This window comes from Streptomyces vulcanius (genome assembly GCF_042653945.1).
Lineage (GTDB): Bacteria > Actinomycetota > Actinomycetes > Streptomycetales > Streptomycetaceae > Streptomyces > Streptomyces mangrovi.
The window spans coordinates 41363-67794 of sequence record NZ_JBHSFK010000022.1 but is presented as its reverse complement, the minus strand read 5'-3'; the positions used below and the strand labels follow the sequence as shown (position 1 = coordinate 67794).

Sequence of the window (26432 nt, the reverse complement as noted above, 5' to 3'; positions counted from 1 at the left end):
GGACGCATCCGGTGACCGAGAAGGCCGACCTCACCTCTGTTGATGTCACAGCCGTGCTCGACCGTGCCGCCGCCGGTGGGCGGATCACGCCGGAGGAGGCCCTCGTCCTCTACCGCGACGCGCCCCTGCACGCGCTGGGCGCCGCCGCCGACGCGGTACGGCGACAGCGGTACGCGGGCATCGAGCACATCGCCACGTACATCATCGAGCGGAACATCAACTACACGAACGTGTGCGTCACCGCGTGCAAGTTCTGCGCCTTCTACTCGGCCCCCAAGGACACGGCCAAGGGCTGGACGCGCGACCTGGACGACATCCTGCGCCGCTGCGCCGAGACCGTCGAACTCGGCGGCACCCAGATCATGTTCCAGGGCGGCCACCACCCGGACTACGGCGTGGAGTACTACGAGAAGCACTTCGCGGCCATCAAGAAGGAGTTCCCCCAGCTGGTGATCCACTCGCTGGGCGCGTCCGAGGTCGAGCACATGGCCCGGATTTCCAACGTGAGCGTCGACGAGGCCATCACCCGCATCCACGCGGCCGGCCTCGACTCCTTCGCCGGCGCCGGCGCCGAACTCCTCCCCGAGCGGCCCCGCAAGGCCATCGCCCCGTTGAAGGAGAGCGGCGAGCGCTGGCTGGAGATCATGGAGACCGCGCACGGGCTGGGCGTCGAGTCCACTTCGACCATGCTCATGGGCACCGGCGAGACCAACGCCGAGCGCATCGAGCACCTGCGGATGATCCGTGACGTACAGGACCGGACGGGCGGCTTCCGCGCCTTCATCCCGTACACCTACCAGCCCGAGAACAACCACCTGAAGGGCCGCACGCAGGCGACCATCTTCGAGTACCTGCGGATGATCGCCATCGCGCGCCTCTTCATGGACAACATCGCCCACATCCAGGGCTCCTGGCTGACCACGGGCAAGGAGGTCGGCCAACTCTCCCTGCACTACGGCGCGGACGACCTCGGCTCGATCATGCTGGAGGAGAACGTGGTCTCCTCGGCGGGCGCGAAGCACCGCTCCAACCGCCTGGAGATCATCGACCTGATCCGCAAGGCGGGCCGGGTGCCGGCCCAGCGCGCCACGACCTACGAGCACCTCGTCGTCCACGACGACCCGGCGAACGACCCGGTCGACGAGCGCGTCGCCTCGCACATCTCCTCCACCGCCATCGAAGGCGGCACGGCCCACCCCGAGTTGAAGATCCTCGCCTCCAACTGACGACCCGGCTGACATACCTGACTGGCGCGCGCCCGTGCTGACGATTCACACCGCCGACCTGCTCCTGCCGGCCGACGCGGCCCCCGTTCCGGACGGCGCGGTCGTGGTGGACGGCAGCCGCATCGCGGCCTTCGGACCGTACGAGGACATGGCCGAGACGGCACCGGACGCACGCGTCCGCCGCTGGCCGGGCGTACTCACTCCCGGGCTGCGCCAGTGGCACGCCCTGTGGCTGCTGCGCAGTTGCTACCACCCCGACCCGCGCGAGGCCGACGAACTGGGCGAACTCCCCTTGTGGGGCGACCGGTTGGCGGCCCTGGATCTCACCGACGCGCGGTGGGCCGGCAGCGTACGGCGCGGCCTCCAACGGATGCTGCGTCACGGCACGACAGCCCTCGCGGCGACCGGCACCCGCTTCCGGGACCCGGTGATCGCCCAGGCCGTCGCCCGGTCCGGCCTGGCCGTGGTGCCCCACACCGGCGGCCCCGGAGGCATGCTGCTCGGGGAGCGCCCCGACCTCGACCCCTTCGCCGAGGGCTACGACCTGGCGGGTACCGTCCACACCCCCCTCACCGTGGGCGGCCGGGCCGACCTCGCCGTCTTCGACGTCCCCGACGAGGCGACCCTGAGGGAGCGGGGGGCCTCCTGTTGCGTGGCCACGGTGCTCGACGGCCGCTTGGTATACCGGTCCAGGTGAGGGCCGTTGCTTCTGGCTCTCGAGGGGCGCGGGGAACTGCGCGAGCACCCCCCCCACGACCCGCACCTCACGGATCACCCGGAGAACGCCTCCGCGAACGCCCCCGAACTCTGCTCAACCCCACTGCAGTTGGTCAACGCATCATCCGTCGACGTCCCCTCCTCACACTCCTGGTCCCGAAACGTCGACCACATGGACACCCACGCCACCCCCTTCTCCTCGGCGAACGCCCGCACCTCCGCCGCATCGGCCAGCGTGAACGTCTCGTTGTCGACGTCATTCGTCCCGATCATCGAAGTGAGCGCGAGAGCCCGCCACGCAGTGGCGTCCGTCGTGCCGAACACCTCCTTCAGCTGAGCCTGCGTGGCCTTCGCCGAGGTGATCGCGTACGCGCCCATGTCGTCGTCGTACGACTCGCCGTAGTTCATCGTCATGATGTTGACGGTGGAGACCTGGACGTCGTACTTGTTCGCGGACTCCAGCAGCGCGAGCCCGTCGTCGTCCAGGCCGGACGGCATCACCGGAAGGGTGAAGGAGACCTCCAGGTCGGGACGGTCCTCCTGGAGCAGGGCGATCGCCTCCGAGCGCAGGGCGACCGAGTCGGAGTCGGTCAGCTGGTCGCCCTCGATGTCGAAGTCGGCCTGCGTGGAACCCGCCGCGTCGAGCGCCTCGCCGTACGCGTCGGCGAGCGCGGACGCGCTGTCACAGGTCGTCGCCAGCTCCTTGCCGGAGGCCCCGCCGAAGGAGACACGGACCGTGGCCCCCGATTCCGTCAGCGCGGAGATACGGGATTTCACCGCCGAGTCGTCGACGGCGCTCGCCCCGTTCCACTCCGGCGTACAGCTGCTGTCGTCGGAGATGACGAAGGCCAGGTTGTACGTCGCGGGCGAGCCCGCCGAGTCATTGTCGGAGGCTTCGCCGGCGCTGACATAAGGGGCGTAGGACGTACTGGAGGTACCCGATGTACCGGACGACGCGCTTTCCGACGGTGAGGCGCTCGTGGCCGGTTTCGTCGCCGCGGGTGCCGCGTCCGACGTGCCGTCGGACCCCGCGGAGCATCCCGCCGTGGCCAGGGCAAACACACAGACCAGCCCTGCCGTGTACGTAAGGGAACTCCTCATTGTTCAAGACCCGCTCTCTTAATTTTCGTGATGTCTGTCTCAAGACAGAAACGAGAATGCGTTTCTGAATTGGAAATGTCTCACATCAGGGGTGATGGTGAGCGAACAGTGGGCACACAGTCACTTCATGGAAGTGGGTGCGCAAAAGGGGTCAACTGGCCACCCAAAAGGGACAATCGACCCTCCCATGTCACGAACAGATCTCGCATGGCTTTTATGAATCTCTCAGGAAGGAGACAGGTTCACGCGTTTCTCATGGGTTCCTCACATGGAGATCAGAGTTTCTGCCACATAAAGGCTCTCTAATATCCGAGGAATGCAATCCGAGTCTGCCTTCGAAAATCGTGACGCCGTCCGGGGTCGCCGTCGCAATCGCAACGGTGGCGACTCGGGCTCCGCAGAGGGGCCCGTGTTCGTGGACAACTCCGGGCGCAGGTCCAAGCTCCTGCGCAGGATCGGCCTCCTCCTCGGGGTCGGCTGCCTCGCCTACGCCGTCATCCTCGGCGCCGCCTTCATGGGCTGGGGCACCTCCCTCACGCCGTCCTCGCTGCTGCCCTTCGGGGGGAACGGCCGCAGCGGCCAGGGCGGCCCCGGCGGCATCCGCCCCAACGGCGGGATCGGCTACGAGATCGGCGCACCCGGCGCGACCCCGCCGTCGGGGCTGCCCACCGGCACCGCCTCGCCGTCCGCGTCCGCCTCCGCCAACTGACGGGAACGCACCACCGCCATGACGACGACTACACCCACCTCCCGCGGGCGTCGCCGCGCCCCCACCCGTATGAAACGGGCGGCGGGCAAGGCCGCGGCGCTGCAGAAACCGCGTGTCATCCTCGCCCTGCTGCTCCTGCTCGCGCTGACCAGCGTGATGCTGCTTGACGGCTATCTGCGCGCCGAGGTCGGCGGCGACCAGCGCGTGCGCACCGGCGCCAGCTCCAGCAAGGTGCCCGACAAGGTCCTCGACGGCGGCCCGATCCTCACCTTCCGGGGCGGCCAGGCCACGACGCTCTCCGTCCCCGACAAGACGATCGCGCTCACCTTCGACGACGGCCCGAACCCCACCTGGACGCCCCAGGTCCTGGACATCCTCCAGGAGCACGACGTACCAGCCACGTTCTTCCTGGTGGGCTCGATGGTCTCGCGCTACCCGAGCATCGTGAAGGACCTGGTCGAGCAGGGCAACGAGGTGGGCATCCACACCTTCACCCACGTCGACCTCTCCTACCAGAGCGACGCCCGCGTCACGCGGGAGATGACGCAGACCCAGCTCGCGCTCGCCGGTGCGGCCGGCATCACCACCACGCTCTTCCGCGCGCCGTACTCCTCCGAGACGGACGCCATCGACAACTACAGCTGGCCCGTCTACAAGAAGCTCGGCGAGGACGGCTACACCAGCGTCTTCGTCGACACCGACAGCGACGACTGGAAGCGGCCGGGCGTCTCGAAGATCATCAAGTGGGCCACGCCCGAGGACGACAAGGGCGCGTCCGTGCTCTTCCACGACGCGGGCGGCGAGCGGTCGCAGACGATCAAGGCCCTGCCGAAGTACATCGAGAAGATGCAGAAGGCCGGCTACACCTTCACCACGATCAGCGGGGTGATCGAGGAGGAGAGCGGCAACGGCGCGGCTGCGGCAGGCGGCGCCGGTACCGGTGCTGGTTCTGCCCAGGCCGGTGCGGGTGCGGGTGCGGGTGCCGGTGCCGGTGTCGGTGTCGGTGGTGAGCAGCCGGGCGGTGCGCCGAACGGCGAGGGCGGTAACGGCGGCTACGGCGCCGGCGCGGGCAGCGGCAACGGCAGCCGTACGGACACGACGCGTGATCCCCTCCAGGCCGCCCACCGCGAGGCCACCGGCGTGACCCTCTACGAGGGCAAGGCCCTGGTCGCGGCCGTCACCCTCGCCGAGTGGACCGTCCCGGCGCTCTCGGTGGGGCTGCTGGTGGTCGGCGTCGCGGTCATGGGCCGCTTCGGGATGATGCTCATCCTGGCCCGCCGCCACTACAGACTGCGCAACAAGCGCCGCTTCAGCTGGGGGCCGACCGTCACCGGCCCGGTGAGCGTGATCGTCCCGGCGTACAACGAGAAGGAGTGCATCGCCAACACCCTTCAGTCACTGGCGCAGAGCACCCACCCGATCGAGATCATCGTGGTCGACGACGGGTCGACGGACGGCACCTCCGAGATCGCCCGCGACGCGGCCCTCTCGCTCGGCATGACCAACGTCCGCGTCATCCGCCAGGAGAACGCCGGCAAACCCGCCGCCCTCAACAACGGTGTCCGCAACGCGAGTTACGACATCGTCATCATGATGGACGGCGACACCGTCTTCGAGCCGGACGCCGTGCACCAGTTGGTGCAGCCCTTCGCCGACCCGAAGGTCGGCGCGGTCGCCGGCAACGCCAAGGTCGGCAACCGCAACACGATCATCGGCGCCTGGCAGCACATCGAGTACGTGATGGGCTTCAACCTCGACCGCCGCATGTACGACCTGCTGCGCTGCATGCCGACCATCCCCGGCGCGATCGGCGCGTTCCGCCGCGACGCCGTCCTGGAGGTCGGCGGCATGAGCGAGGACACCCTCGCCGAGGACACCGACATCACCATCGCCATGCACCGCGCGGGCTGGCAGGTCGTCTACCAGGAGCACGCCAGGGCCTGGACGGAGGCGCCCGGCTCGCTGAAGCAGCTGTGGTCGCAGCGCTACCGCTGGTCCTACGGCACCATGCAGGCCCTGTGGAAGCACCGCAAGTCCTTGACCGACAAGGGTCCCTCGGGCCGCTTCGGCCGCGTCGGCATGCCTCTGGTGGTCCTCTTCCAGATCGTCACGCCGGTCTTCGCGCCGCTCATCGACGTCTTCACCGTCTACTCGATGATCTTCGTCGACTTCCAGGCGGCCCTGCTGGCCTGGTTCGCGGTCCTCGGCGTCCAGCTGGGCTGCGCGGCCTACGCGTTCCGCCTCGACCGTGAGCAGTACCGCTATCTGCTGATGATGCCGCTCCAGCAGCTGGCCTACCGCCAGATGATGTACCTCGTCCTCATCCACTCCTGCATCACCGCCCTGACAGGCGGCCGCCTCCGCTGGCAGAAACTGAAGCGCACAGGCGAGGTCGGCACCCCGGCGGGGGTGAGCTGATGGGCGCGCACAGCAAGGGTGTCGTACATCTGGATGCTCCTGCAGTACCGGGTGCCGATGAAACACAGGCCAAGGAGTCCAAGCCCCCGGCACCTCAGAGAGACCGCTACTTCGACTCCCTCCGCGCCCTGGCGTTGATAAGGGTCGTCGCCTATCACACCTTCGGCTGGGCCTGGGCCGGCATGGTCTTCCCCTCCATGGGCATCATGTTCGGCCTGGCCGGCACCCTCATGGCGAAGTCCCTGGAGCGCCCCGCGCTCAAGGTCGTCAAGAGCCGGATACGCCGACTCCTGCCCCCCTTCTGGTTCTGGGGTGTCTTCGTCGTCCTGGCCATGCTGATCCACGACTGGATCCCGAACTGGGAGATCGTCTACTGGGTCGTCCCGCTGGGCGACCCCCCGGGCAACGCCTGGGGCGAGCAGGCCTGGGAGATCCTCTGGTACCTGCGCACGTACCTCTGGTTCGTCCTGCTCTCCCCGCTCCTCCTACGGGTGTTCCGCCTGGCCCCCCTCCCGGTGCTCGCGCTCTCCCTCGCCCCGATCCTCGTCCTGAACTTCCTCTGGTCGGGCCCGGACAACCGGTTCGGCACCGCCCTGTGGGACCTGTCGACGTACCTCTTCTGCTGGATGCTCGGCTTCGCGCACCGCGACGGCGTGCTCCAGCGGATGAAACCGGCCGCGGTCGTCGTCCTCTCGCTCGCCGCGATCGGCTTCGGCGGCTGGTACGCCTTCGCCCACCAGGCCGACTTCGGCACCTACGACCTGGACGAGGACCCCCTCGCACAGGCCTTCTGGTCGGCCGGCTGCGTGCTGCTGCTGATGTGGGCCAAGTCGTCCTTCGGCATCGACTTCGCCTGGCTGACCCGCTTCCGCCGGACGAACCGGATCGTCACCGTCTTCAACGCGCGCGCGGTCACGATCTACCTCTGGCACCAGATCGCCCTGATCCTCGCCGTCCCGCTGATCGACCAGTTCTGGAACGTGCCCGCGTTCGAGAAGTACCTGCCGCTGGAGAGCCAGTGGTTCATGTTCGGCATCAGCTGGCTGCTGATCGGGTTCTTCGTCCTGTCCTGCGGGTGGGTGGAGGACGTGGCGGCGAAGAAGAAGCCGAAACTTCTGCCGTGAGGGGGTGCTGTAAGAATGGCGAGGTGACCCGCGCTTCCCTGAACAAGCAGCCCCACGAAGTCGCCTCGATGTTCGACCGCGTGGCGGAACGGTACGACCTGACGAACGACGTGCTGTCGCTCGGCCAGGACCGCAGGTGGCGCAAGGAGGTGGCGAGGGCGGTCGACGCCCGGCCGGCGCAGAAGGTCCTGGACCTCGCCGCGGGCACGGCCACCTCCTCCCTCCCCTTCGCGCGGACCGGCGCGTACGTCGTCCCCTGCGACTTCTCCCTCGGCATGCTCCAGGTCGGCAAGCAGCGGCACACCTGGCTGCCGTTCACGGCCGGTGACGCCACCCGGCTGCCGTTCAAGGACGACACCTTCGACGCCGTCACCATCTCCTTCGGCCTGCGCAACGTGCAGGACACCGCCGCCGCCCTGGGCGAGATGTACCGCGTCACCAGGCCCGGCGGACGGGTGGTGATCTGCGAGTTCTCGCACCCCACCTGGGCGCCCTTCCGCACGGTCTACACCGAGTACCTGATGCGCGCCCTGCCCCCGGTCGCCCGCGCGGTCTCCTCGAACCCGGACGCGTACGTCTACCTCGCCGAGTCCATCCGCGCCTGGCCCGACCAGCCCGCACTCGCCGAGCTGCTGCGGAAGGCCGGCTGGTCCAGGGTCGCCTGGCGCAACCTCACGGGCGGCGTGGTGACCCTGCACCGCGGCTTCAAGGACGCCTGAGCGTCCTGCCGATCAGAGGCCGATCGACTCGAAGGGCGACCCCGACGGTGCCCCCGACCGGTCCAGCTCGCGCTGCAGCCCGCCGCCGCCCGGTCTCGGCACGCGCGGCTCGCGGACGCCCGCTCCACCGCCGCCCTCGCCCTCGCCGAAGTCGAACCACACGGTGACGACGGCCCCGCGCGATACCTCCACTCCGGGCGGTGGGTACTGCCGTACGACGTAGTCGACGACGGCGCGGTGGAAGTCGGGCCGGTCGGGAGCGGCCAGCAGCACGCCTTGCGCGGCGGCCGCCTCGCGCGCGTCCACGGCCATCAGACCGACGAACCTGGGCACGAGCACTTCGGGTGTTTTGGGCGGTATGAGCACAGATGTCACCCCCAGCGGTACTGGAAGGGTAACCGCCCGAGGGTGCCGTCCGGAAGCGCTGCGTATCCGAATGTGACAGATGGTTACTCAGCGTGACTTTCTGGAGTGAGGGTGAGGTACGGGTGGGTCACTGGGCCTGGAGGTCGAGCCGGTAGCAGTGGCCCTCCTTTTGCGACGTCGGCGTCCTGAAGACCTCCGCGAGCCGCATGCCGAGCCGCTGGGTCACCGCGATCGACCGGGTGTTCGTGGCCATCACCATCGCCACCACACTCGGTACCCCGGCCGCCCGCACCCGCTCGATCGTCATCCGCGCGGCCGTCGTGGCGTACCCCTGCCCCCAGTACTCACGGCCGAGCCGCCACCCGATCTCGATCTCGCCGGACGGCCCCCACTCCCGCTCCCACGGCTGCGCGCCCGTGAAGCCGACGACCCTGCCCTCCTCGTCCAGCATGGTCCACAGACAGAAGCCGCGCTCCGCGTCGTGCCGGCGCTGTCGGGCGGTGAGCTCCTCGTAGGCGGAGAGCTCCGCGGGCCGGCCGCCGTGGAACTCCATGACGTCCGGGTGGCCGAAGATCCGGTGCCACGCGACCGCGTCCTCGTCCGTGGGGACACGCAGCCGTACAACGGGGAGAGCTCGGTTCACGGGGCAGCCCTTCAGCCGGGTGATCAATTCTGCTGAATAGACTGCCCATGTCCAGTGCCGGTCGGCACGCAGATTCCGAACTTGGGGAGATCCCGCCGTGACCGTCGCGCCCGAGCCCCACTCCCGGCCCTTCTCCGAGCACTCCGCCGACGTCATCGTCGTCGGCGCCGGGCCGGCCGGCTCCACGACCGCCTACTACCTCGCCAAGGCCGGCCTCGACGTGCTCCTGCTGGAGAAGACCGAGTTCCCGCGGGAGAAGGTGTGCGGTGACGGCCTCACCCCGCGCGCCACCAAACAACTCGTGGCCATGGGCATCGACATCTCCGAAGAGGCCGGCTGGCTGCGCAACAAGGGCCTGCGCATCATCGGCGGCGGCATCCGCCTCCAGCTGGACTGGCCGGATCTCGCCACCTACCCGGACTACGGCCTCGTCCGCAAACGCGACGACTTCGACGAGCAACTCGCCCGGCAGGCCCAGAAGGCGGGCGCGCGCCTCCACGAGCGCTGCAACGTCGGCGCCCCGATCGTCGACGACCGCACCGGCCGCATCACCGGCGTGCACGCCAAGCTGGGCGAGGAGAAGCGGGAAGTCACCTTCCACGCCCCGCTGGTGGTGGCCGCCGACGGCAACTCCACCCGTCTGTCGGTGGCGATGGGCCTGCACCGCCGCGAGGACCGCCCGATGGGCGTCGCGGTCCGCACGTACTTCACCTCCCCGCGCCACGAGGACGACTACCTGGAGTCCTGGCTGGAACTGTGGGACCGCCGCGGCCCCGGCGAGGACCGGCTGCTGCCCGGCTACGGCTGGATCTTCGGCATGGGCGACGGCACGTCGAACGTCGGCCTCGGGGTCCTCAACACCTCCGACTCCTTCAAGGAACTCGACTGGCGCGAGGTCCTCAAGGCCTGGTGCGCGTCGATGCCGGAGGACTGGGGCTACACCCCCGAAAACATGACCGGGCCGATCCGTGGCGCCGCCCTCCCCATGGCCTTCAACCGCAAGCCCCACTACACCAAGGGCCTGCTGCTCGTCGGCGACGCCGGCGGCCTGGTCAACCCCTTCAACGGCGAGGGCATCGCCTACGCCATGGAGTCCGGCCAGATCGCCGCCGACGTGATCGTCCAGGCCCACGCCCGCGCCACGCCCGCCCAGCGCGAACTGGCCCTGCGCCGCTACCCGCAGATCCTCGCCGACACCTACGGCGGCTACTACACGCTGGGCCGCGCCTTCGTGAAGCTCATCGGCAACCCGAAGGTCATGAAGATCGCGGCCCAACGCGGCCTGACCCACCCCCTCCTGATGAAGTTCACCCTCAAAATGCTCGCCAACCTCACCGACCCCACAGGCGGCGACGCAATGGACCGCATCATCAACGGCCTGAGCAAGGCAGCCCCAAAGGCGTAGGCCCTGGGCGCACCCGCTGGGGTAAGCCCTGGACGACCCCGCTGGTGTCGGCCTTGGGCGGGCCCGGTGGTGTCGGCCTTGGGCGGGCCCGGTGGTGTCGGCCTTGGGCGGGCCCGGTGGTGTCGGCCTTGGGCGGGCCTGGTGGTGTGAGCCCTGGGGGTTCCGATGGCGCGAGTCCCGGGTGGTTCCGAAGGCGTGAGCCTTGGGTGGCTCCCGGGGCGTCAGCCCCAGTGGCCCCAGCGCGTGAGCCCGGGCGGCCCGGAAGGCGCGTGAGCCCTGGACGGCCTCGATGGTGTGAGCCTTGGGTGACTCCCGGGGCGTCACCCCCTCCAGTGACCCGAAGGCGCGAGCCTAGGCGGCCCGGAAGGCGTGAGTGGGCGGGCCCGGTGGTGTGAGCCCTGGGTGGGCCCGATGGCGCGAGTCCCGGGCGGGCCCGATGGCGTGAGTGCCGGAGCGGTCCCGGGTGGGCCCGGGGAAGACGCCCTAGGCGGGCCCGGGCCGGACTGAGACCGGCCCAGGCCTGCTCATGCAGGCCCCGGGCTCGGGCCCAGGCCTGCTCATGCCGGCCCCAGGGGCCGGTCCCGCCTCGGGGTTGGTGCCTCGCGTGAGCCGCAGACAGGAGCCCTACCTCTCCCAGGCGGGCCTCGGACGTACCCAGGGGGGCCTGCGAGCCGTTCCTGGGCAAGGGGCTCGGGCATTCCCCGGGGACGGCTCCCAGCGCGCCTCAGGCGGCCTCGCACGCCTCAGGGGGCCACGGCGGGCCTGAGGCGCGCCTCAGGAATGCCTCGGGTGTGCCCCGGGCGAACGCCAGACGGGCCCACCGTGAGCCTCGGACGGGCCCGTGGCGCGCTCCAGGTAGGCAGGCGAGCCCCAGGTGAGCCTCAGGCGGTGAGCGACGCCGCCTTGGCGGCCCGGCGCGCGAGTACCTCGGCCCGTCGGTCCGTCACCTGCCGCAGCGCGTCCTTCCGCTCCCGCCGGGAGAGCCGGTCCAGATAGACCCGGCCGTCGCAGTGGTCGGTCTCGTGCTCCAGGCACCGCGCGAAGTAGCCCGTGCCCTCGACGACGACCGGTTCGCCGTCCTGGTCGAACCCGCGAACCACGGCCCGGTCCGGCCGGGGTACGTCCATCACGGCGCCCGGAACCGACAGACACCCCTCCTGGTCGTCGAGCAGCCGCCGCCCGACGGCGGTGAGTTCGGCGAGCACCGGGTTGACGACGTGTCCGACATGCCGGACACCTTCGTCGTCCAGGCAGTCGTAGACGAACAACCTGAGGTCCACACCGACCTGGTTGGCCGCCAGACCGGCCCCGTCGGCGGCGTACATGGTCAGGAACATGTCCGCGATGAGCGCGGCGAGATCGGGCCCGAACTCGGTCACGTCCCGGCACGGCTTGTGCAGGACCGCCTCGCCCACCTCGGTGACCCGGCGCACCGACCCGCGCCGGGCCTCGGGCGCGAGCGGGGGATACGAAGCGAGGGGCTGTCCCTGGACGAACACACGTGGCATGGCTGTCTCTCCTCCAACTCATGGCAGACCGTGCGGAGTTCCCGCCGGCCCGAGAGGAGGATGCCCGAGTTCGGAATGGCCGATTCGGAGCGCCTGATTGGGAGCGCCTGATTCGGGTACCCGATTGAGGCACCCGATCAGGGGGCCCTGATCAAGCGGTGTCGAGGATTGCCCGAAGGGCCGCTGCCCCCGAGCGGCTGCGGCCCTTGCGTGGCGGTACGGGTGCGTGCGTCAGAGGACGCGCACCGCACCCGACGCCGGGTAACCCGAAAGCTCCTGAATGACGACGCCCTTGGAGGGGTTGGCCGCGTCCAGGTACTGGCCGTTCCCGATGTAGACGCCCACGTGGTACGCGGAGCCCTTGCCACCCCAGTACAGGATGTCGCCCACCTCCAGATTGGACAGGGAGACATCGGTGCCGGACATCGACTGGTCCTGCGAGACACGCGGCAGGTCGACGCCGACCTGCTTGAAGGCGGCCTGGACGAGGCCCGAGCAGTCCCACGCGTTGGGGCCGGTGCCGCCCATGACGTAGGCGTCGCCCACCTGCGCCTTGAGGAAGGCGATGACCGTGGCCACGCTGCCGCTGGCGGGCGCGGAGACGGTCGTCGAGCTGCTGCTGGCGGTGGTGGTGGAGAGCGTCGAGCGCTCCGCGGAGCGGGAGACGGCCTCCGCGGCGGCGGCCTTGCGGGCGGCCTCCGCCTTCTTCTTCGCCTCTGCCTTCTTCGCGTCGGCGAGGTCCTGCTTGGCCTCCTTGGCCGCCGCTGCTGCGGCGGCGTCACGCTCGGCGTTGAGCTGGTAGTTCGCGGCGGCCTGCTGCGTCGCCTGGGCGGACTCGGCGACCTGGGCAGCCAGATCACCCGTGAAGACGGGCAGTTCGAGCGTCTGGGTCACCGGCTCGGCTGCGTAGGCCGTGCCGGCCGCCGTGGCGACGGCCAGCGTGCCGAGGACACCACTGGCGACTCCGGCCCGCATCGCGACAGTCGACGCGCTGCGGCGGGGTTTCCGGTGGCTGCGTATGTGAGCGGTGTGGGACATGAGTCCAACCGGTATCAGGGGCTCCTCCATACCTTCAAGAAACGTGTGCTGCGCCACATTTGTTCAACGGGGCCCCCGAATACCCTTCACGCCACTCTTTATTGACGCCGTAACGGACATTGCGGACTCGGGTGAACAAGCCTGTGATCATGGCCTTTCACTGTTACGCCCGAATTGCCCCGGGCCTACCATCGGTCGCGATCGTTGGCCAACCCCGGTTCTCATAGGTCTCTCATTGATGTGGCGGAGGTCACGGAAAGGTCACCCGCTCCGCTCGTGAACGCGTGCACGCGTCCACACCCCGCCCGGGCCCTCCCTCTGATGCGTGAACGAGGTCCACTATCAGCCCCTCACGTCCATCTCCAATTTGCATGCAAGGGAAGTCTCTTGATATGGAGACGCCCTGTGCCACCTGCGATGAAGAGCGTAAATGTCACTTCTTGTGATCACTCTGACGCTTCGAGTGCGGAGATCATCGCCGATATGACTTCATGATCCTTCGTCAGGTGGTGGAGATCACAAAGCTTGTGTAATACCCCGTGTCGCAGATCACAGAGTGGCGGGCATAGGATGCGAGGCAGTTGGGCTTGTGACCTGCTTCACATGTTCGCGATCTTGGTTGGGACGACCGGGGTTCGCAGGGCGCGTGAGAAGGATGTGAGTCCAGTGCCATCGCCAGCAGTCAGTGCCGACTGAGAGGAGCGAGGAGCGGTGAACGCCTATGCGCCCATCCTCGTACTGGGAGCCCTCGGGGCAGGCTTTGCGATCTTCTCCGTGGTCATGGCCACGCTGATCGGGCCTAAGCGGTACAACCGCGCCAAGCTCGAGGCCTATGAGTGCGGTATCGAGCCGACCCCCACGCCGGCCGGCGGCGGGCGCTTCCCCATCAAGTACTACCTGACGGCGATGCTCTTCATCGTCTTCGACATCGAGATCGTCTTCCTCTACCCCTGGGCCGTCACCTTCGACGCCCTGGGTGTCTTCGGGCTCGTGGAGATGTTGCTCTTCGTGCTCACCGTCTTCGTCGCGTACGCGTACGTATGGCGGCGCGGCGGCCTGGAATGGGACTGAGGGGCCTTTAGTCATGGGACTCGAAGAAAAGCTGCCGAGCGGCTTCCTGCTGACCACCGTCGAGCAGGCCGCGGGCTGGGTGCGCAAGGCGTCGGTCTTCCCGGCCACCTTCGGCCTCGCCTGCTGTGCCATCGAGATGATGACCACCGGAGCCGGGCGCTACGACCTGGCGCGCTTCGGCATGGAGGTCTTCCGCGGATCACCGCGCCAGGCCGACCTCATGATCGTGGCCGGCCGGGTGAGCCAGAAGATGGCGCCGGTGCTCAGGCAGGTCTACGACCAGATGCCCAACCCCAAGTGGGTCATCTCCATGGGCGTGTGCGCGTCCTCGGGCGGCATGTTCAACAACTACGCGATTGTCCAGGGCGTCGACCACATCGTCCCCGTCGACATCTACCTCCCCGGCTGTCCGCCGCGCCCCGAGATGCTGATGGACGCGATCCTCAAGCTCCATCACAAGATCCAGAACTCCAAGCTGGGCGTGAATGCCGAGGAGGCGGCCCGCGAGGCGGAGGAAGCGGCGCTCAAGGCCCTGCCCACGATCGAGATGAAGGGGCTGCTGCGGTGAGTGACGCGAACGGCACCGGCGCTTCGGGGAACGGAGTGAACCCCGAGAAGGACCTTGCCACCGACAACCTCCCCGGTCAGCGCGGCCAGGGCGGTGAGGAGATCCGCGTCCAGCGCGGCATGTTCGGCGCCAACAACGGCGGCGACACCTCCGGCTACGGCGGCCTGGTCCGCTCCGTCCGCCTCCCGGGCCCGTCCGCCCGGCCCTACGGCGGCTGGTTCGACGAGGTCGCCGACGAACTGGAGGGAGCGCTGGAGGAACAGGGACTCCTCCCCGAGAACGCGATCGGCACGACGGTCGTCGACCGCGGTGAGCTCACGTTCCACATCGAGCGCGAGCATCTGCCGCGCGTCGCCCGCACCCTGCGCGACGACCCGGCCCTGCGCTTCGAGCTCTGCACCGGCGTCAGCGCCGTCCACTACCCGAACGACAAGGGCCGCGAGCTGCATGCCGTCTACCACCTGCGCTCGATCACCCACAACCGGCTGATCCGCCTGGAGGTCAGCGCCCCGGACGCCGATCCCCACATCCCGTCCCTGGTCTCCGTGTACCCGACCAACGACTGGCACGAGCGCGAGACCTACGACTTCTTCGGGATCGTCTTCGACGGTCACCCGGCCCTGACGCGGATCATGATGCCGGACGACTGGCAGGGCCACCCGCAGCGCAAGGACTACCCCCTCGGCGGCATCCCCGTCGAGTACAAGGGCGCCCAGATCCCGGCTCCGGACCAGCGGAGGTCGTACTCGTGAGCACTTCCCACGCTTCTCCCCGCGAGACCACCGAGGGCACCGTATATACGGTCACCGGTGGCGACTGGGACGAGGTCGTCCAGTCCGCGGCCCGCGCCGACGACGAGCGCATCGTCGTCAACATGGGGCCCCAGCACCCCTCCACCCACGGAGTGCTCCGGCTGATCCTGGAGATCGAGGGCGAGACGGTCACCGAGGCCCGCTGCGGCATCGGCTACCTCCACACCGGCATCGAGAAGAACCTCGAGTACCGCACGTGGACGCAGGGCACCACGTTCGTGACGCGCATGGATTACCTGACGTCCTTCTTCAACGAGACCGCCTACTGTCTCGCCGTCGAGAAGCTCCTCGGCATCGAGGACCAGATCACCGAACGCGCCAAGATCATCCGGGTGCTCCTGATGGAGCTGAACCGTATGTCCTCCCACCTGGTGTGCATCGCCACCGGCGGCATGGAGCTCGGCGCCACCACGATCATGATCTACGGCTTCCGCGACCGGGAGATGATCCTCGACATCTACGAGCTCATCACGGGCCTCAGGATGAACCACGCGTACATCCGCCCCGGCGGACTCGCCCAGGACCTGCCGCCCGGCGCGGTGGACCAGATCCGCGCGTTCGTGAAGAAGATGAAGAAGAACCTCCCGGAGTACGACAAGCTCGCCACCGGGAACCCCATCTTCAAGGCCCGTATGCAGGACGTCGGCTACCTCGACCTGGCCGGCTGCATGGCCCTCGGCGCCACCGGCCCGATCCTGCGCTCCACCGGCCTGCCGCACGACCTGCGCAAGGCGCAGCCGTACTGCGACTACGAGACGTACGACTTCGACGTCCCGACCGCCGACACCTGCGACTCCTACGGCCGCTTCCTGATCCGCCTGGAGGAGATGCGCCAGTCGCTCAGGATCGTCGAGCAGTGCCTGGACCGGCTCCAGCCCGGCCCGGTCATGGTCGGCGACAAGAAGATCGCCTGGCCCGCCCAGCTCGCCCTGGGACCGGACGGACTGGGCAACTCCCTCGACCACATCAAGAAGATCATGGGCACCTCCATGGAGGCCCTGATCCACCACTTCAAGCTGGTCACCGAGGGCTTCCGCGTCCCGCCGGGACAGACGTACGCGGCCGTCGAGTCACCCAAGGGCGAACTCGGGGTGCACGCCGTTTCCGACGGAGGCACCCGTCCCTACCGGGTCCACTTCCGCGACCCGTCCTTCACCAACCTGCAGGCCATGGCGGCGATGTGCGAGGGCGGCCAGGTCGCCGACGTCATCGTCGCCGTGGCGTCCATCGACCCCGTGATGGGAGGCGTCGACCGGTGACCACCTCTTCTTCCGAGCGGGGCGTCAGCCTGGGCATGCCCGAACTGCCCGCGCCCGCCTACCCGGACGACGTCCGGGCCCGGCTCGAGCGGGACGCGCGCGAGATCGTCGCCCGCTACCCCGACTCCCGGTCCGCGCTCCTGCCGTTGCTGCATCTCGTGCAGTCGGAGGAGGGACACGTCACGCGCACCGGAATGCGGTTCTGCGCGGACGTACTGGAACTGACGACGGCCGAGGTCACGGCGGTCGCCACCTTCTACTCCATGTACCGGCGCCGGGCGAGCGGTGACTACCAGGTGGGTGTCTGCACCAACACCCTCTGCGCGGTGATGGGCGGCGACGCGATCTTCGAGTCGCTCCAGGAGTACCTCGGCGTCGGCAACGGCGAGACCACCGACGACGGAAAGATCACCCTGGAGCACATCGAGTGCAACGCGGCCTGCGACTTCGCGCCGGTCGTGATGGTCAACTGGGAGTTCTTCGACAACCAGACCGTGCAGAGCGCGAAGCGCCTGGTGGACGACCTGCGGGTCGGACACAGCGTGTCGCCCACGCGCGGGGCGCCGCTGTGCACCTTCAAGGACACCGCGCGGATTCTGGCCGGCTTCCCCGACGAGCGGCCCGGGGCCGTCGAGGCAAGCGGCAGTTCGGGACCCGCGTCGCTGGTGGGCCTTCGCCTGGCAAGGGGAGAGGCCGCACCCGCACGCGTGGTCCATCCGCGGGACGGCGGCCCGCACGACGAGCGGCAGGACAGGCCGGTGCACGACCCGTCGCCGACCGAGCACCTGAGCTCCCATGACGCGCCACAGGACACATCGGCCTCTGATCCGGCCCACCCGGCAGGACCGACCGCCGAGGAGGGGGAGGGATGACCTTGGCACCCGAGCTGAAAGGCAGCAGCCCCGAGAAGCTGCTCGCACCCGTGCTGTCGGCCTTCTGGGACGAGGAGAAGTCCTGGTCGCTGGACGTCTACCGAAGGCACGAGGGATACGAGGGACTCCGCAAGGCGCTCGCCATGTCCCCGGACGAAGTGATCGCGTACGTCAAGGACTCCGGTCTGCGCGGGCGCGGCGGCGCGGGATTCCCGACCGGAATGAAATGGCAGTTCATTCCCCAGGGTGATGGAAAACCACACTATCTAGTTGTCAACGCCGACGAGTCGGAGCCGGGGACCTGCAAGGACATCCCGCTCCTCTTCGCGAACCCGCATAGCCTCATCGAGGGCATTGTGATCGCGTGTTATGCCATCAGGTCTTCGCATGCCTTCATCTATCTGCGTGGTGAAGTGGTCCCTGTTCTGCGGCGGTTGCACGAGGCCGTGCGCGAGGCCTACGCGGCCGGCTACCTGGGCGAGAACGTCCTGGGCAGCGGACTCGACCTCGAACTCACCGTGCACGCGGGCGCGGGTGCGTACATCTGCGGTGAGGAGACCGCGCTGCTGGACTCCCTCGAAGGCCGCCGTGGTCAACCGCGGCTGCGTCCCCCCTTTCCTGCGGTCGCGGGCCTCTATGCGTGCCCGACTGTGGTGAATAACGTCGAGTCCATCGCGTCGGTTCCCGCGATCCTGAAAAACGGGAAAGAGTGGTTCAGGTCGATGGGGAGTGAGAAGTCCCCGGGCTTCACGCTCTACTCGCTCAGCGGCCACGTCGCGAGCCCCGGCCAGTACGAGGCCCCGCTCGGCATCACCCTCCGCCAGCTCCTCGAGATGAGCGGCGGCATGCGGCCGGGCCACCGCCTCAAGTTCTGGACGCCGGGCGGCTCCTCCACCCCGATGTTCACCGCCGAGCACCTCGACGTCCCTCTTGACTACGAAGGAGTGGGGGCCGCGGGTTCCATGCTCGGCACGAAAGCACTCCAGTGCTTCGACGAGACGACCTGCGTGGTGCGCGCCGTCACCCGCTGGACCGAGTTCTACGCCCACGAGTCCTGCGGCAAGTGCACACCCTGCCGTGAAGGCACCTACTGGCTCGTGCAGCTGCTGCGTGACATCGAGGCCGGCAAGGGCGTGATGTCCGACCTCGACAAGCTGAACGACATCGCCGACAACATCAACGGCAAGTCCTTCTGCGCCCTCGGCGACGGCGCCGCCTCGCCGATCTTCTCCTCCCTCAAGTACTTCCGCGAGGAGTACGAGGAGCACATCACGGGCCGGGGCTGCCCCTTCGACCCGGCCAAGTCGACGGCCTGGGCCGACCGCCCGGAGGTGAACGCATGACCGTGACCACCAGCGCTCCCGCAGGCGGGGGAGAAGCGGCGGTCCCGCCGGAGGATCTCGTCACGCTGACGATCGACGGCGCGGAGATCAGCGTGCCCAAGGGCACCCTGGTCATCCGGGCCGCCGAACGGCTCGGTATCGAGATCCCCCGCTTCTGCGACCACCCCCTCCTCGACCCGGCCGGCGCCTGCCGGCAGTGCATCGTCGAGGTCGAGGGGCAGCGCAAGCCCATGGCGTCCTGCACGATCACCTGTACGGACGGGATGGTGGTGAAGACCCACCTCACCTCGCCCGTGGCCGAGAAGGCCCAGCACGGTGTGATGGAGCTGCTCCTCATCAACCATCCGCTGGACTGCCCGGTCTGCGACAAGGGCGGCGAGTGCCCCCTGCAGAACCAGGCCATGTCGCACGGCCAGGCCGACTCCCGGTTCGAGGGCCGCAAGCGGACGTACGAGAAGCCCGTCCCGATCTCCACGCAGGTGCTGCTCGACCGCGAGCGGTGCGTGCTGTGCGCCCGCTGCACCCGGTTCTCCAACCAGGTCGCGGGCGACCCGATGATCGAACTGATCGAGCGGGGCGCGCTCCAGCAGGTCGGCATCGGCGAGGGCGACCCGTTCGAGTCGTACTTCTCCGGCAACACCATCCAGATCTGCCCGGTCGGCGCGCTGACCTCGGCGGCGTACCGATTCCGCTCCCGCCCCTTCGACCTCGTCTCCTCGCGCTCCGTGTGCGAGCACTGCTCCGGTGGCTGCGCCACGCGCACCGACCACCGGCGCGGCAAGGTCATGCGGCGCCTCGCGGCGAACGACCCCGAGGTCAACGAGGAGTGGATGTGCGACAAGGGGCGGTTCGGGTTCCGGTACGCGCAGCAGCGCGACCGGCTCGAGACGCCTCTGGTGCGCAACGCCGAGGGCGACCTGCAACCGGCGTCCTGGCCGGAGGCGCTGCAGATCGCCGCGCAGGGGCTGCTGGCCTCGCGCGGCCGGACCGGCGTCCTGACCGGCGGCCGGCTCACCATCGAGGACGCCTACGCGTACAGCAAGTTCGCGCGCGTGGCGCTCGGCACCAACGACATCGACTTCCGCGCACGCGTGCACAGCGGCGAGGAGGCCGACTTCCTGGCGGCCCGGGTGGCCGGCCGCGGCCGTGACCTCGACGGTACGGGCGTCACGTACACCTCGCTGGAGAAGGCGCCCGCCGTCCTGCTGGTCGGTTTCGAGTCCGAGGAGGAGGCACCCGGCGTCTTCCTGCGGCTGCGCAAGGCCTGGCGAGGACACGGACAGCGGGTGTTCTCCCTCGCCACGCACGCCACCCGGGGTCTGGAGAAGGCGGGCGGCACCCTGCTGCCGGCCGCTCCGGGCACCGAGACCGAGTGGCTGGAGGCGCTCGCGACCGGCGTCGGCCTGGACGACGTGGGCGGCAGGGCCGCCGAGGCGCTGCGGGCCGAGGGCGCGGTGATCTTCGTAGGAGAGCGGCTGGCCACTGTGGCCGGCGGGCTCACTGCGGCCGTGCAGGCCGCGTCGGCCATCGGCGCCGAACTGGTGTGGATCCCGCGCCGGGCCGGGGAGCGCGGCGCGGTCGAGGCGGGCGCGCTGCCGGGCCTGCTGCCCGGCGGGCGCCCGGCCACAGACCCACGCGCGCGGGAGGAGGTCGCCGCCGCCTGGGGGCTCGCCGACCTCCCTTCCGGCCACGGCCGGGACACCACACAGATCGTCGAGGCCGCCGCCACGGGCGAGCTGCAGGCGCTGCTCGTCGCGGGCGTGGAGGTCGCCGACCTGCCCGACCCGGCACGCGCGCGTGAGGCACTCGCCGAGGTCGGCTTCCTGGTGTCGCTGGAGCAGCGGCCCGGCGAGATCACCCGGCAGGCGGCCGTCGTGCTTCCGGTGGCCGCGGTCGCCGAGAAGGCGGGCGCCTTCCTCAACTGGGAAGGCCGGGTCCGGTCCTTCGAGGCCGCGCTCAAGCCCGACCAGATGACCCGCAACCCGGCGCCGTCCGACGCGCGCGTGCTGCAGATGCTTGCCGACGCCATGGACGTTCATCTGGGCCTGCCGGACCTGCGCACCGCGCGCGTGGAGCTGGACCGGCTCGGCGCCTGGGACGGCTCACGGGCCACCGGGCCGGTGGAGACGTCGGGTGTGCTGCCGAGGCCCGCCGCCGGGGAGGCCGTACTCGCCGGACACCGGCTGCTCCTGGACCAGGGCCTCCTCCAGCAGGGCGACGAGGCGCTCGCCGGGACCCGGCACGCGGCACGCGCGCGACTGTCGGCCGCCACGGCCGCCGAGGCCGGTGTCGCGGACGGTGACGTCCTCGCCGTGACCGGTCCCTCCGGAACGGTCGAACTGCCCCTTCAGGTGACCGAGATGCCCGACCGGGTGGTCTGGCTCCCGCTGAACTCCACCGGCGGCGGCGTCGCCTCCGACTCCGGGGCCGTCCTCGGCTCCCTCGTCCGCATCGGCCCGGCCACGCCCGCCGAAGCCCCCAAGGAGGTGGAGGCGTGAGCCCGTACTTCGCCGCTGAGGACCTCTCGATGTTCGGCCGCGACCCCTGGTGGCTGGTCGTCGTCAAGGCCGTCTTCTGCTTCGCCTTCCTGATGGTGACCGTGCTGTTCTCCATCGTCTGGGAGCGCAAGGTCGTCGCCTGGATGCAGCTGCGCATCGGCCCCAACCGGCACGGCCCCTGGGGCATGCTCCAGTCGCTCGCCGACGGCGTGAAGCTGATGCTGAAGGAAGACCTCGTCGTCAAACGCGCGGACAAGGTGGTCTACGTCCTCGCGCCGATCGTCGCCGCCATCCCGGCCTTCATGGCGATCGCGGTGATCCCCTTCGGCCCGGCCAACAACGAGATCTCGATCTTCGGCCACCGCACCACGATGCAGCTCACCGACCTGCCGATCGCGATGCTCTACATCCTCGCGGTCGCCTCGGTCGGCATCTACGGCATCGTCCTGGCGGGTTGGAGTTCCGGATCCACCTACCCGCTCCTGGGCGGCCTGCGCTCCTGCGCGCAGATGATCTCCTACGAGATCGCCATGGGCGCCGCGTTCGCCTCGGTGTTCCTCTACTCGGGGTCGATGTCGACCTCGACGATCGTCGAACAGCAGCAGGACCGCTGGTACATCCTCCTGCTGCCGGTCTCCTTCGTCATCTACATCATCACGATGGTGGGCGAGACCAACCGGGCCCCCTTCGACATGCCGGAGTCCGAGGGCGACCTGGTCGGCGGTTTCAACACCGAGTACTCGTCGATCAAGTTCGCGCTGTTCATGCTCGCCGAGTACGTCAACATGGTGACGGTCTCGGCCGTGACGACCACCCTCTTCCTCGGCGGCTGGCGGGCCCCCTGGCCGATCAGCACCTTCTGGGAGGGCGCGAACCACGGCTGGTGGCCGATGCTCTGGTTCGTGATCAAGGTCCAGTTGCTGCTGTTCTTCTTCATCTGGCTGCGCGGCACGCTCCCGCGCGTGCGGTACGACCAACTGATGAAGCTCGGCTGGAAGGTCCTCATCCCGGTCTCGGTGGTGTGGCTGATGCTCGTCGCGACCGTGCGGACCCTGCGCAACGAGAACTACGGCTTCGCAGACATCGCCCTCTACGTCGGCGGCGGCGTCCTGGTCCTGTTGCTGCTCTCCTTCCTCGCGGACATGTTCCGCGGCGGCGGGAAGGACGACGAGGCCCCCGCAGAGCCCGCCGACTTCGACCCGATGGCGGGCGGATTCCCCGTGCCGCCGCTGCCCGGACAGGAGCTTCCGCCGGTGCCCAGGCGCCGTTCGCGCCGGGAGCGGGAGCTGATTGTCAGTGGCGGGTCGGACACTGTCAGTGACGGATCGCTGGATGGAAAGGAGGCGTCCGATGGCTGAGGAGCCGAAGGAGACCGGGCAGACGAAGCCCGGCTTCCAGAACCCGGTAGCCGGCTTCGGCGTGACCTTCAAGGCCATGTTCAAGAAGCGGCTGACCGAGCAGTACCCGGAGCAGGAGAAGACCACGGCTCCGCGGTTCCACGGACGGCACCAGCTCAACCGCCATCCGGACGGCCTGGAGAAGTGCGTCGGCTGTGAGCTGTGCGCCTGGGCCTGCCCTGCCGACGCCATCTACGTGGAGGGTGCGGACAACACCGACGAGGAGCGCTACTCGCCGGGCGAGCGGTACGGCAGGGTGTACCAGATCAACTACGCCCGCTGCATCCTGTGCGGCCTGTGCATCGAGGCGTGCCCCACGCGCGCGCTGACGATGACCAACGAGTTCGAGCTCGCCGACTCCAGCCGCGCCAACCTGATCTTCACCAAGGAGCAGCTGCTGGCCGGCCTCGACGAGGGCATGGTCGACAGCCCGCACGCCATCTACCCGGGGACGGACGAGCAGGACTACTACCGGGGCCTGGTGACGGAGGCCGCGCCCGGCACCGAGCGTCAGGTGCCCACCTCCAAGGGCGAGAAGCCCGAGGAACAGGGGGTGGAGGCATGAGCGATCTCGCCGCCTACTCCACCTCCACCGGTGAGGCCTTCCAGTTCTGGGTCCTCGGCACCGTCGCGGTGATCGGCGCCCTGTGCACCGTTTTCATGAAGAAGGCCGTGCACAGCGCGCTCTGCCTCGCCGGCACCATGATCGTCCTGGCGGTGTTCTACCTCGCCAACGGGGCCTACTTCCTGGGCGTCGTGCAGATCGTCGTCTACACCGGCGCGATCATGATGCTGTTCCTGTTCGTGGTGATGCTCGTCGGTGTGACGGCCGCGGACTCCCTGAAGGAGACCATCAAGGGCCAGCGCTGGCTGGCCCTGGTGTGCGGCCTCGGCTTCGGCATCCTGCTGGTCGCCGGCATCGCCAACGCCTCCCTGACAGAGTTCAACGGCCTCTCCCAGGCGAACGCGAACGGCAATGTGGAGGGCCTCGCCGCCCTCATCTTCACCAAGTACGTCTTCGCCTTCGAGATCACCGGCGCGCTGCTGATCACCGCCGCCGTCGGCGCCATGGTGCTCACCCACCGCGAGCGCACCGAGCGCGCGAAGACCCAGCGCGAGCTGGCCGAGCAGCGCGTCCGCGAGGGCAAGCACGTACCGCCGCTGCCGGCGCCCGGCGTGTACGCGCGGCACAACGCCGTGGACATCGCCGGCCTGCTGCCCGACGGCACCCCGTCGGAGCTCACCGTCAGCAGCACGCTGCGCGAGCGCGGCCAGATCCGTGATGTGTCCACCGAGGCGCTGAACGACATCAAGGCGCTGGAACAGCGCGCGGAGGACCGCCTGGAGCGGGGCGGGATCGAGCCGCCGCACCTCAAGCGGGACACCCTGCGGACCGAGGAGGCGTCGAAGTGAACCCGGTCAACTACCTCTACCTCGCCGCCCTGTTGTTCACGATCGGCGCGACGGGCGTGCTGATCCGGCGGAACGCGATCGTCGTCTTCATGTGCATCGAGCTCATGCTCAACGCCTGCAACCTCGCGTTCGTCGCCTTCTCCCGGATGCACGGCAATCTCGACGGCCAGATCATCGCCTTCTTCACGATGGTCGTCGCCGCCGCGGAGGTCGTGGTGGGTCTCGCGATCATCGTGTCGCTGTTCCGTTCCCGCCACTCGGCCTCGGTCGACGACGCCAGCCTGATGAAGCTGTAAGGGGTCGGAAGAATCGTGGAGAACCTGATCGCGCTGCTCATCGCGGCGCCCCTGCTCGGAGCGGCCGTCCTTCTGGTCGGCGGTCGCCGGCTCGACGCCGTCGGCCACTGGATCGGCACGCTCCTCGCGGCCGTCTCCTTCGTGCTCGGCCTCGTCCTCTTCGCCGACCTGCTCGGCAAGGGCACCGAAGACCGCACGCTCACCCAGCATCTGTTCAGCTGGATCCCGGTCGAGGGCTTCCAGGCCGACGTCGCCTTCCGCCTGGACCAGCTGTCGATGACGTTCGTGCTGCTGATCACGGGCGTCGGCTCGCTGATCCACCTGTACTCGATCGGGTACATGGAGCACGACGAGCGGCGCCGCCGCTTCTTCGGCTACCTCAACCTGTTCCTCGCGGCGATGCTGATCCTCGTCCTCGCCGACAACTACCTGCTGCTGTACGTCGGCTGGGAGGGCGTCGGTCTCGCCTCCTACCTGCTGATCGGCTTCTGGCAGCACAAGCCCAGCGCCGCGACGGCCGCGAAGAAGGCCTTCCTGGTCAACCGCGTCGGCGACATGGGCCTGTCGATCGCCATCATGCTGATGTTCACCACCTTCGGGACCTTCGCGTTCGGCCCGCTGCTCGGCACCCTCGAGGAGCCGGGGGTCGCGGGCGACGCGAGCGAGGGCAAGCTCACCGCGATCGCCCTGATGCTGCTGCTCGCGGCCTGCGGCAAGTCCGCCCAGGTGCCGCTGCAGTCCTGGCTCGGAGACGCGATGGAGGGCCCGACCCCGGTCTCGGCCCTCATCCACGCGGCGACCATGGTGACCGCCGGCGTGTACCTGATCGTCCGCTCGGCGGCGATCTTCAACGGCGCGCCCGACGCCCAACTCGTCGTCACCGTCGTCGGCGCCGTCACGCTCCTGTTCGGTGCGATCGTCGGTTGCGCGAAGGACGACATCAAGAAGGCGCTGGCCGGCTCGACCATGTCGCAGATCGGCTACATGGTGCTGGCCGCGGGCCTCGGCCCCATCGGCTACGTCTTCGCGATCATGCACCTGGTGACGCACGGCTTCTTCAAGGCGGGCCTGTTCCTCGGCGCCGGCTCGGTCATGCACGGCATGAACGACGAGGTCGACATGCGCAAGTACGGCGGCCTCCGCAAGTACATGCCGATCACCTTCGTCACCTTCGGCCTCGGCTACCTCGCCATCATCGGCTTCCCGGGACTGTCCGGCTTCTTCTCCAAGGACAAGATCATCGAGGCGGCGTTCGCCAAGGGAGGCACCGAGGGCTGGATCCTCGGCGCCTGCGCCCTGCTGGGCGCGGCCATCACGGCGTACTACATGACGCGCGTGATGCTGATGACGTTCTTCGGCGAGAAGCGCTGGCAGCCTGATGGGGACGGCCACGAGCCCCACCCGCACGAGTCGCCGAAGTCCATGACGATCCCGATGATCGTGCTGGCCTTCGGGTCGGTCTTCGCCGGAGGGTTCTTCAGCATCGGCGACCGCTTCCTGCACTGGCTGGAGCCGGTCACCGGCCACTCCCACGGCGACTCGCCGGTCAGCGCCCTCACCGTCACCCTCTCCACGATGGTGGTCCTGGTGATCGGCGTCGCGATCGCCTACGCGCAGTACGGCCGCAGCCCGGTCCCGGTCGTCGCCCCGCGCGGGTCGCTGCTCACCCGGGCCGCCCGCCGCGACCTCCTCCAGGACGACTTCAACCACGTCGTCCTGGTCCGTGGCGGCGAACACCTCACACGCTCCCTGGTGTACGTCGACCACACCCTGGTCGACGGGGTCGTCAACGGCACGGCGGCCTCCATGGGCGGCCTGTCCGGACGGCTCCGCAAGCTGCAGAACGGCTACGCGCGGTCGTACGCGGTCTCGATGTTCGGCGGTGTGGCGATCCTCGTCGCCGCGACCCTGCTGATGAGGGCGGTCTGA

Annotated in this window: 24 protein-coding genes; 19 read left to right on the top strand and 5 right to left on the bottom strand. The window is 69.0% G+C overall.

Annotated elements, in window-relative coordinates; translation table 11 throughout:
- Positions 1 to 11: 11 nt before the first annotated feature.
- Both mqnC and ACFPIH_RS30345 read left to right on the top strand, forming a co-directional pair.
- Complete coding sequence (gene mqnC / locus ACFPIH_RS30350; RefSeq protein WP_381179097.1) at positions 12 to 1226, top strand: cyclic dehypoxanthinyl futalosine synthase; 1215 nt, start codon at positions 12 to 14, stop codon at positions 1224 to 1226.
- A gap of 34 nt (positions 1227 to 1260) precedes the next feature.
- Positions 1261 to 1923, top strand: coding sequence for an amidohydrolase family protein (locus ACFPIH_RS30345; RefSeq protein ID WP_381179094.1), 663 nt, complete (start codon positions 1261 to 1263; stop codon positions 1921 to 1923).
- A 74-nt stretch (positions 1924 to 1997) separates the two neighbouring features.
- Here ACFPIH_RS30345 and ACFPIH_RS30340 read toward each other — a convergent pair whose 3' ends face one another.
- Entirely contained in the window at positions 1998 to 3044 is a 1047-nt protein-coding gene (locus tag ACFPIH_RS30340) for a chitinase (RefSeq protein ID WP_381179091.1), read from the bottom strand.
- Positions 3045 to 3459: 415 nt separating this feature from the next.
- On the opposite strand from ACFPIH_RS30340, the gene ACFPIH_RS30335 reads away from it, so the two are divergent.
- The 4 genes from ACFPIH_RS30335 to ACFPIH_RS30320 are packed head-to-tail and all read left to right on the top strand — an operon-like array spanning position 3460 to position 8014.
- Positions 3460 to 3753 carry a hypothetical protein gene (locus ACFPIH_RS30335; RefSeq protein ID WP_381179088.1) on the top strand — a complete coding sequence of 98 codons (294 nt, stop codon included), beginning with the start codon at positions 3460 to 3462 and terminating at the stop codon, positions 3751 to 3753.
- Positions 3754 to 3771: 18 nt separating this feature from the next.
- Positions 3772 to 6171: a bifunctional polysaccharide deacetylase/glycosyltransferase family 2 protein gene (locus tag ACFPIH_RS30330; protein WP_381179085.1), complete on the top strand. Its 2400-nt coding sequence runs from the start codon at positions 3772 to 3774 to the stop codon at positions 6169 to 6171.
- Positions 6171 to 7295 carry an acyltransferase family protein gene (locus ACFPIH_RS30325; protein WP_381179082.1) on the top strand — a complete coding sequence of 375 codons (1125 nt, stop codon included), beginning with the start codon at positions 6171 to 6173 and terminating at the stop codon, positions 7293 to 7295. Before ACFPIH_RS30330 ends, ACFPIH_RS30325 begins: the two co-directional genes overlap by 1 nt.
- A 23-nt stretch (positions 7296 to 7318) precedes the next feature.
- A complete protein-coding gene (locus tag ACFPIH_RS30320; RefSeq protein WP_381179079.1) occupies positions 7319 to 8014 on the top strand; it encodes a demethylmenaquinone methyltransferase in 696 nt (231 codons plus the stop codon).
- Positions 8015 to 8026: 12 nt separating this feature from the next.
- On the opposite strand, the gene ACFPIH_RS30315 is transcribed toward ACFPIH_RS30320, so the two are convergent.
- Together ACFPIH_RS30315 and ACFPIH_RS30310 are read right to left on the bottom strand one after the other, a co-directional pair.
- The gene (locus ACFPIH_RS30315) at positions 8027 to 8353 is read right to left on the bottom strand and encodes a PASTA domain-containing protein (RefSeq protein ID WP_381179076.1); all 327 of its coding nucleotides are present in this window, start codon (positions 8351 to 8353) and stop codon (positions 8027 to 8029) included.
- Positions 8354 to 8507: 154 nt separating this feature from the next.
- The gene (locus tag ACFPIH_RS30310) at positions 8508 to 9050 is read right to left on the bottom strand and encodes a GNAT family N-acetyltransferase (protein ID WP_381179073.1); all 543 of its coding nucleotides are present in this window, start codon (positions 9048 to 9050) and stop codon (positions 8508 to 8510) included.
- A 70-nt stretch (positions 9051 to 9120) separates the two neighbouring features.
- Between ACFPIH_RS30310 and ACFPIH_RS30305 the strand changes: the two genes are divergently transcribed.
- On the top strand, positions 9121 to 10428 hold the full coding sequence (locus ACFPIH_RS30305) for a geranylgeranyl reductase family protein (protein ID WP_381179071.1): 1308 nt from the start codon (positions 9121 to 9123) through the stop codon (positions 10426 to 10428).
- Between the two features lie 881 nt (positions 10429 to 11309).
- Here the strand turns inward: ACFPIH_RS30305 and def are convergent.
- Both def and ACFPIH_RS30295 read right to left on the bottom strand, forming a co-directional pair.
- Entirely contained in the window at positions 11310 to 11936 is a 627-nt protein-coding gene (gene def, locus ACFPIH_RS30300) for a peptide deformylase (protein ID WP_381179068.1), read from the bottom strand.
- Between the two features lie 231 nt (positions 11937 to 12167).
- Complete coding sequence (locus ACFPIH_RS30295; protein ID WP_381179065.1) at positions 12168 to 13004, bottom strand: C40 family peptidase; 837 nt, start codon at positions 13002 to 13004, stop codon at positions 12168 to 12170.
- 681 nt (positions 13005 to 13685) lie between these two features.
- Between ACFPIH_RS30295 and ACFPIH_RS30290 the strand changes: the two genes are divergently transcribed.
- From ACFPIH_RS30290 to nuoL, 12 genes are read left to right on the top strand one after another with little or no spacing between them, the layout of a single operon-like run.
- Complete coding sequence (locus ACFPIH_RS30290; RefSeq protein WP_007383963.1) at positions 13686 to 14045, top strand: NADH-quinone oxidoreductase subunit A; 360 nt, start codon at positions 13686 to 13688, stop codon at positions 14043 to 14045.
- Positions 14046 to 14058: 13 nt separating this feature from the next.
- Complete coding sequence (locus tag ACFPIH_RS30285; RefSeq protein ID WP_055635348.1) at positions 14059 to 14613, top strand: NuoB/complex I 20 kDa subunit family protein; 555 nt, start codon at positions 14059 to 14061, stop codon at positions 14611 to 14613.
- Complete coding sequence (locus ACFPIH_RS30280; RefSeq protein ID WP_381179061.1) at positions 14610 to 15365, top strand: NADH-quinone oxidoreductase subunit C; 756 nt, start codon at positions 14610 to 14612, stop codon at positions 15363 to 15365. Before ACFPIH_RS30285 ends, ACFPIH_RS30280 begins: the two co-directional genes overlap by 4 nt.
- Entirely contained in the window at positions 15362 to 16684 is a 1323-nt protein-coding gene (locus ACFPIH_RS30275; RefSeq protein ID WP_381179058.1) for an NADH-quinone oxidoreductase subunit D, read from the top strand. The genes ACFPIH_RS30280 and ACFPIH_RS30275 overlap by 4 nt, the downstream gene beginning before the upstream one ends.
- A complete protein-coding gene (gene nuoE, locus ACFPIH_RS30270; protein WP_381179055.1) occupies positions 16681 to 17556 on the top strand; it encodes an NADH-quinone oxidoreductase subunit NuoE in 876 nt (291 codons plus the stop codon). Before ACFPIH_RS30275 ends, nuoE begins: the two co-directional genes overlap by 4 nt.
- Positions 17553 to 18899: an NADH-quinone oxidoreductase subunit NuoF gene (gene nuoF / locus ACFPIH_RS30265; protein ID WP_381179053.1), complete on the top strand. Its 1347-nt coding sequence runs from the start codon at positions 17553 to 17555 to the stop codon at positions 18897 to 18899. Before nuoE ends, nuoF begins: the two co-directional genes overlap by 4 nt.
- Positions 18896 to 21397, top strand: a complete 2502-nt coding sequence (locus tag ACFPIH_RS30260; RefSeq protein WP_381179050.1) for an NADH-quinone oxidoreductase subunit G — start codon at positions 18896 to 18898, stop codon at positions 21395 to 21397. Before nuoF ends, ACFPIH_RS30260 begins: the two co-directional genes overlap by 4 nt.
- On the top strand, positions 21394 to 22755 hold the full coding sequence (gene nuoH / locus ACFPIH_RS30255; RefSeq protein WP_381179047.1) for an NADH-quinone oxidoreductase subunit NuoH: 1362 nt from the start codon (positions 21394 to 21396) through the stop codon (positions 22753 to 22755). Before ACFPIH_RS30260 ends, nuoH begins: the two co-directional genes overlap by 4 nt.
- Positions 22748 to 23359, top strand: coding sequence for an NADH-quinone oxidoreductase subunit NuoI (gene nuoI, locus ACFPIH_RS30250; protein ID WP_381179044.1), 612 nt, complete (start codon positions 22748 to 22750; stop codon positions 23357 to 23359). Before nuoH ends, nuoI begins: the two co-directional genes overlap by 8 nt.
- Positions 23356 to 24207 carry an NADH-quinone oxidoreductase subunit J gene (locus ACFPIH_RS30245; RefSeq protein ID WP_381179041.1) on the top strand — a complete coding sequence of 284 codons (852 nt, stop codon included), beginning with the start codon at positions 23356 to 23358 and terminating at the stop codon, positions 24205 to 24207. The genes nuoI and ACFPIH_RS30245 overlap by 4 nt, the downstream gene beginning before the upstream one ends.
- Positions 24204 to 24503 (top strand): NADH-quinone oxidoreductase subunit NuoK, encoded by a 300-nt coding sequence (gene nuoK, locus ACFPIH_RS30240; RefSeq protein ID WP_003974374.1) that lies wholly within the window; start codon positions 24204 to 24206, stop codon positions 24501 to 24503. Before ACFPIH_RS30245 ends, nuoK begins: the two co-directional genes overlap by 4 nt.
- A 15-nt stretch (positions 24504 to 24518) precedes the next feature.
- The gene (gene nuoL / locus ACFPIH_RS30235; protein ID WP_381179036.1) at positions 24519 to 26432 is read left to right on the top strand and encodes an NADH-quinone oxidoreductase subunit L; all 1914 of its coding nucleotides are present in this window, start codon (positions 24519 to 24521) and stop codon (positions 26430 to 26432) included.

Excerpts from the sequence above, each read along its gene's own strand:
- ACFPIH_RS30330 (WP_381179085.1), top strand. The coding sequence starts at position 3,772 with ATGACGACGACTACACCCACCTCCCGCGGGCGTCGCCGCGCCCCCACC.
- ACFPIH_RS30325 (WP_381179082.1), top strand. The coding sequence starts at position 6,171 with ATGGGCGCGCACAGCAAGGGTGTCGTACATCTGGATGCTCCTGCAGTA.
- ACFPIH_RS30340 (WP_381179091.1), bottom strand. The coding sequence starts at position 3,044 with ATGAGGAGTTCCCTTACGTACACGGCAGGGCTGGTCTGTGTGTTTGCC.
- ACFPIH_RS30245 (WP_381179041.1), top strand. The coding sequence starts at position 23,356 with ATGAGCGATCTCGCCGCCTACTCCACCTCCACCGGTGAGGCCTTCCAG.
- ACFPIH_RS30295 (WP_381179065.1), bottom strand. The coding sequence starts at position 13,004 with ATGGAGGAGCCCCTGATACCGGTTGGACTCATGTCCCACACCGCTCAC.
- ACFPIH_RS30285 (WP_055635348.1), top strand. The coding sequence starts at position 14,059 with ATGGGACTCGAAGAAAAGCTGCCGAGCGGCTTCCTGCTGACCACCGTC.
- nuoI (WP_381179044.1), top strand. The coding sequence starts at position 22,748 with ATGGCTGAGGAGCCGAAGGAGACCGGGCAGACGAAGCCCGGCTTCCAG.
- def (WP_381179068.1), bottom strand. The coding sequence starts at position 11,936 with ATGCCACGTGTGTTCGTCCAGGGACAGCCCCTCGCTTCGTATCCCCCG.
- nuoF (WP_381179053.1), top strand. The coding sequence starts at position 17,553 with ATGACCTTGGCACCCGAGCTGAAAGGCAGCAGCCCCGAGAAGCTGCTC.
- ACFPIH_RS30260 (WP_381179050.1), top strand. The coding sequence starts at position 18,896 with ATGACCGTGACCACCAGCGCTCCCGCAGGCGGGGGAGAAGCGGCGGTC.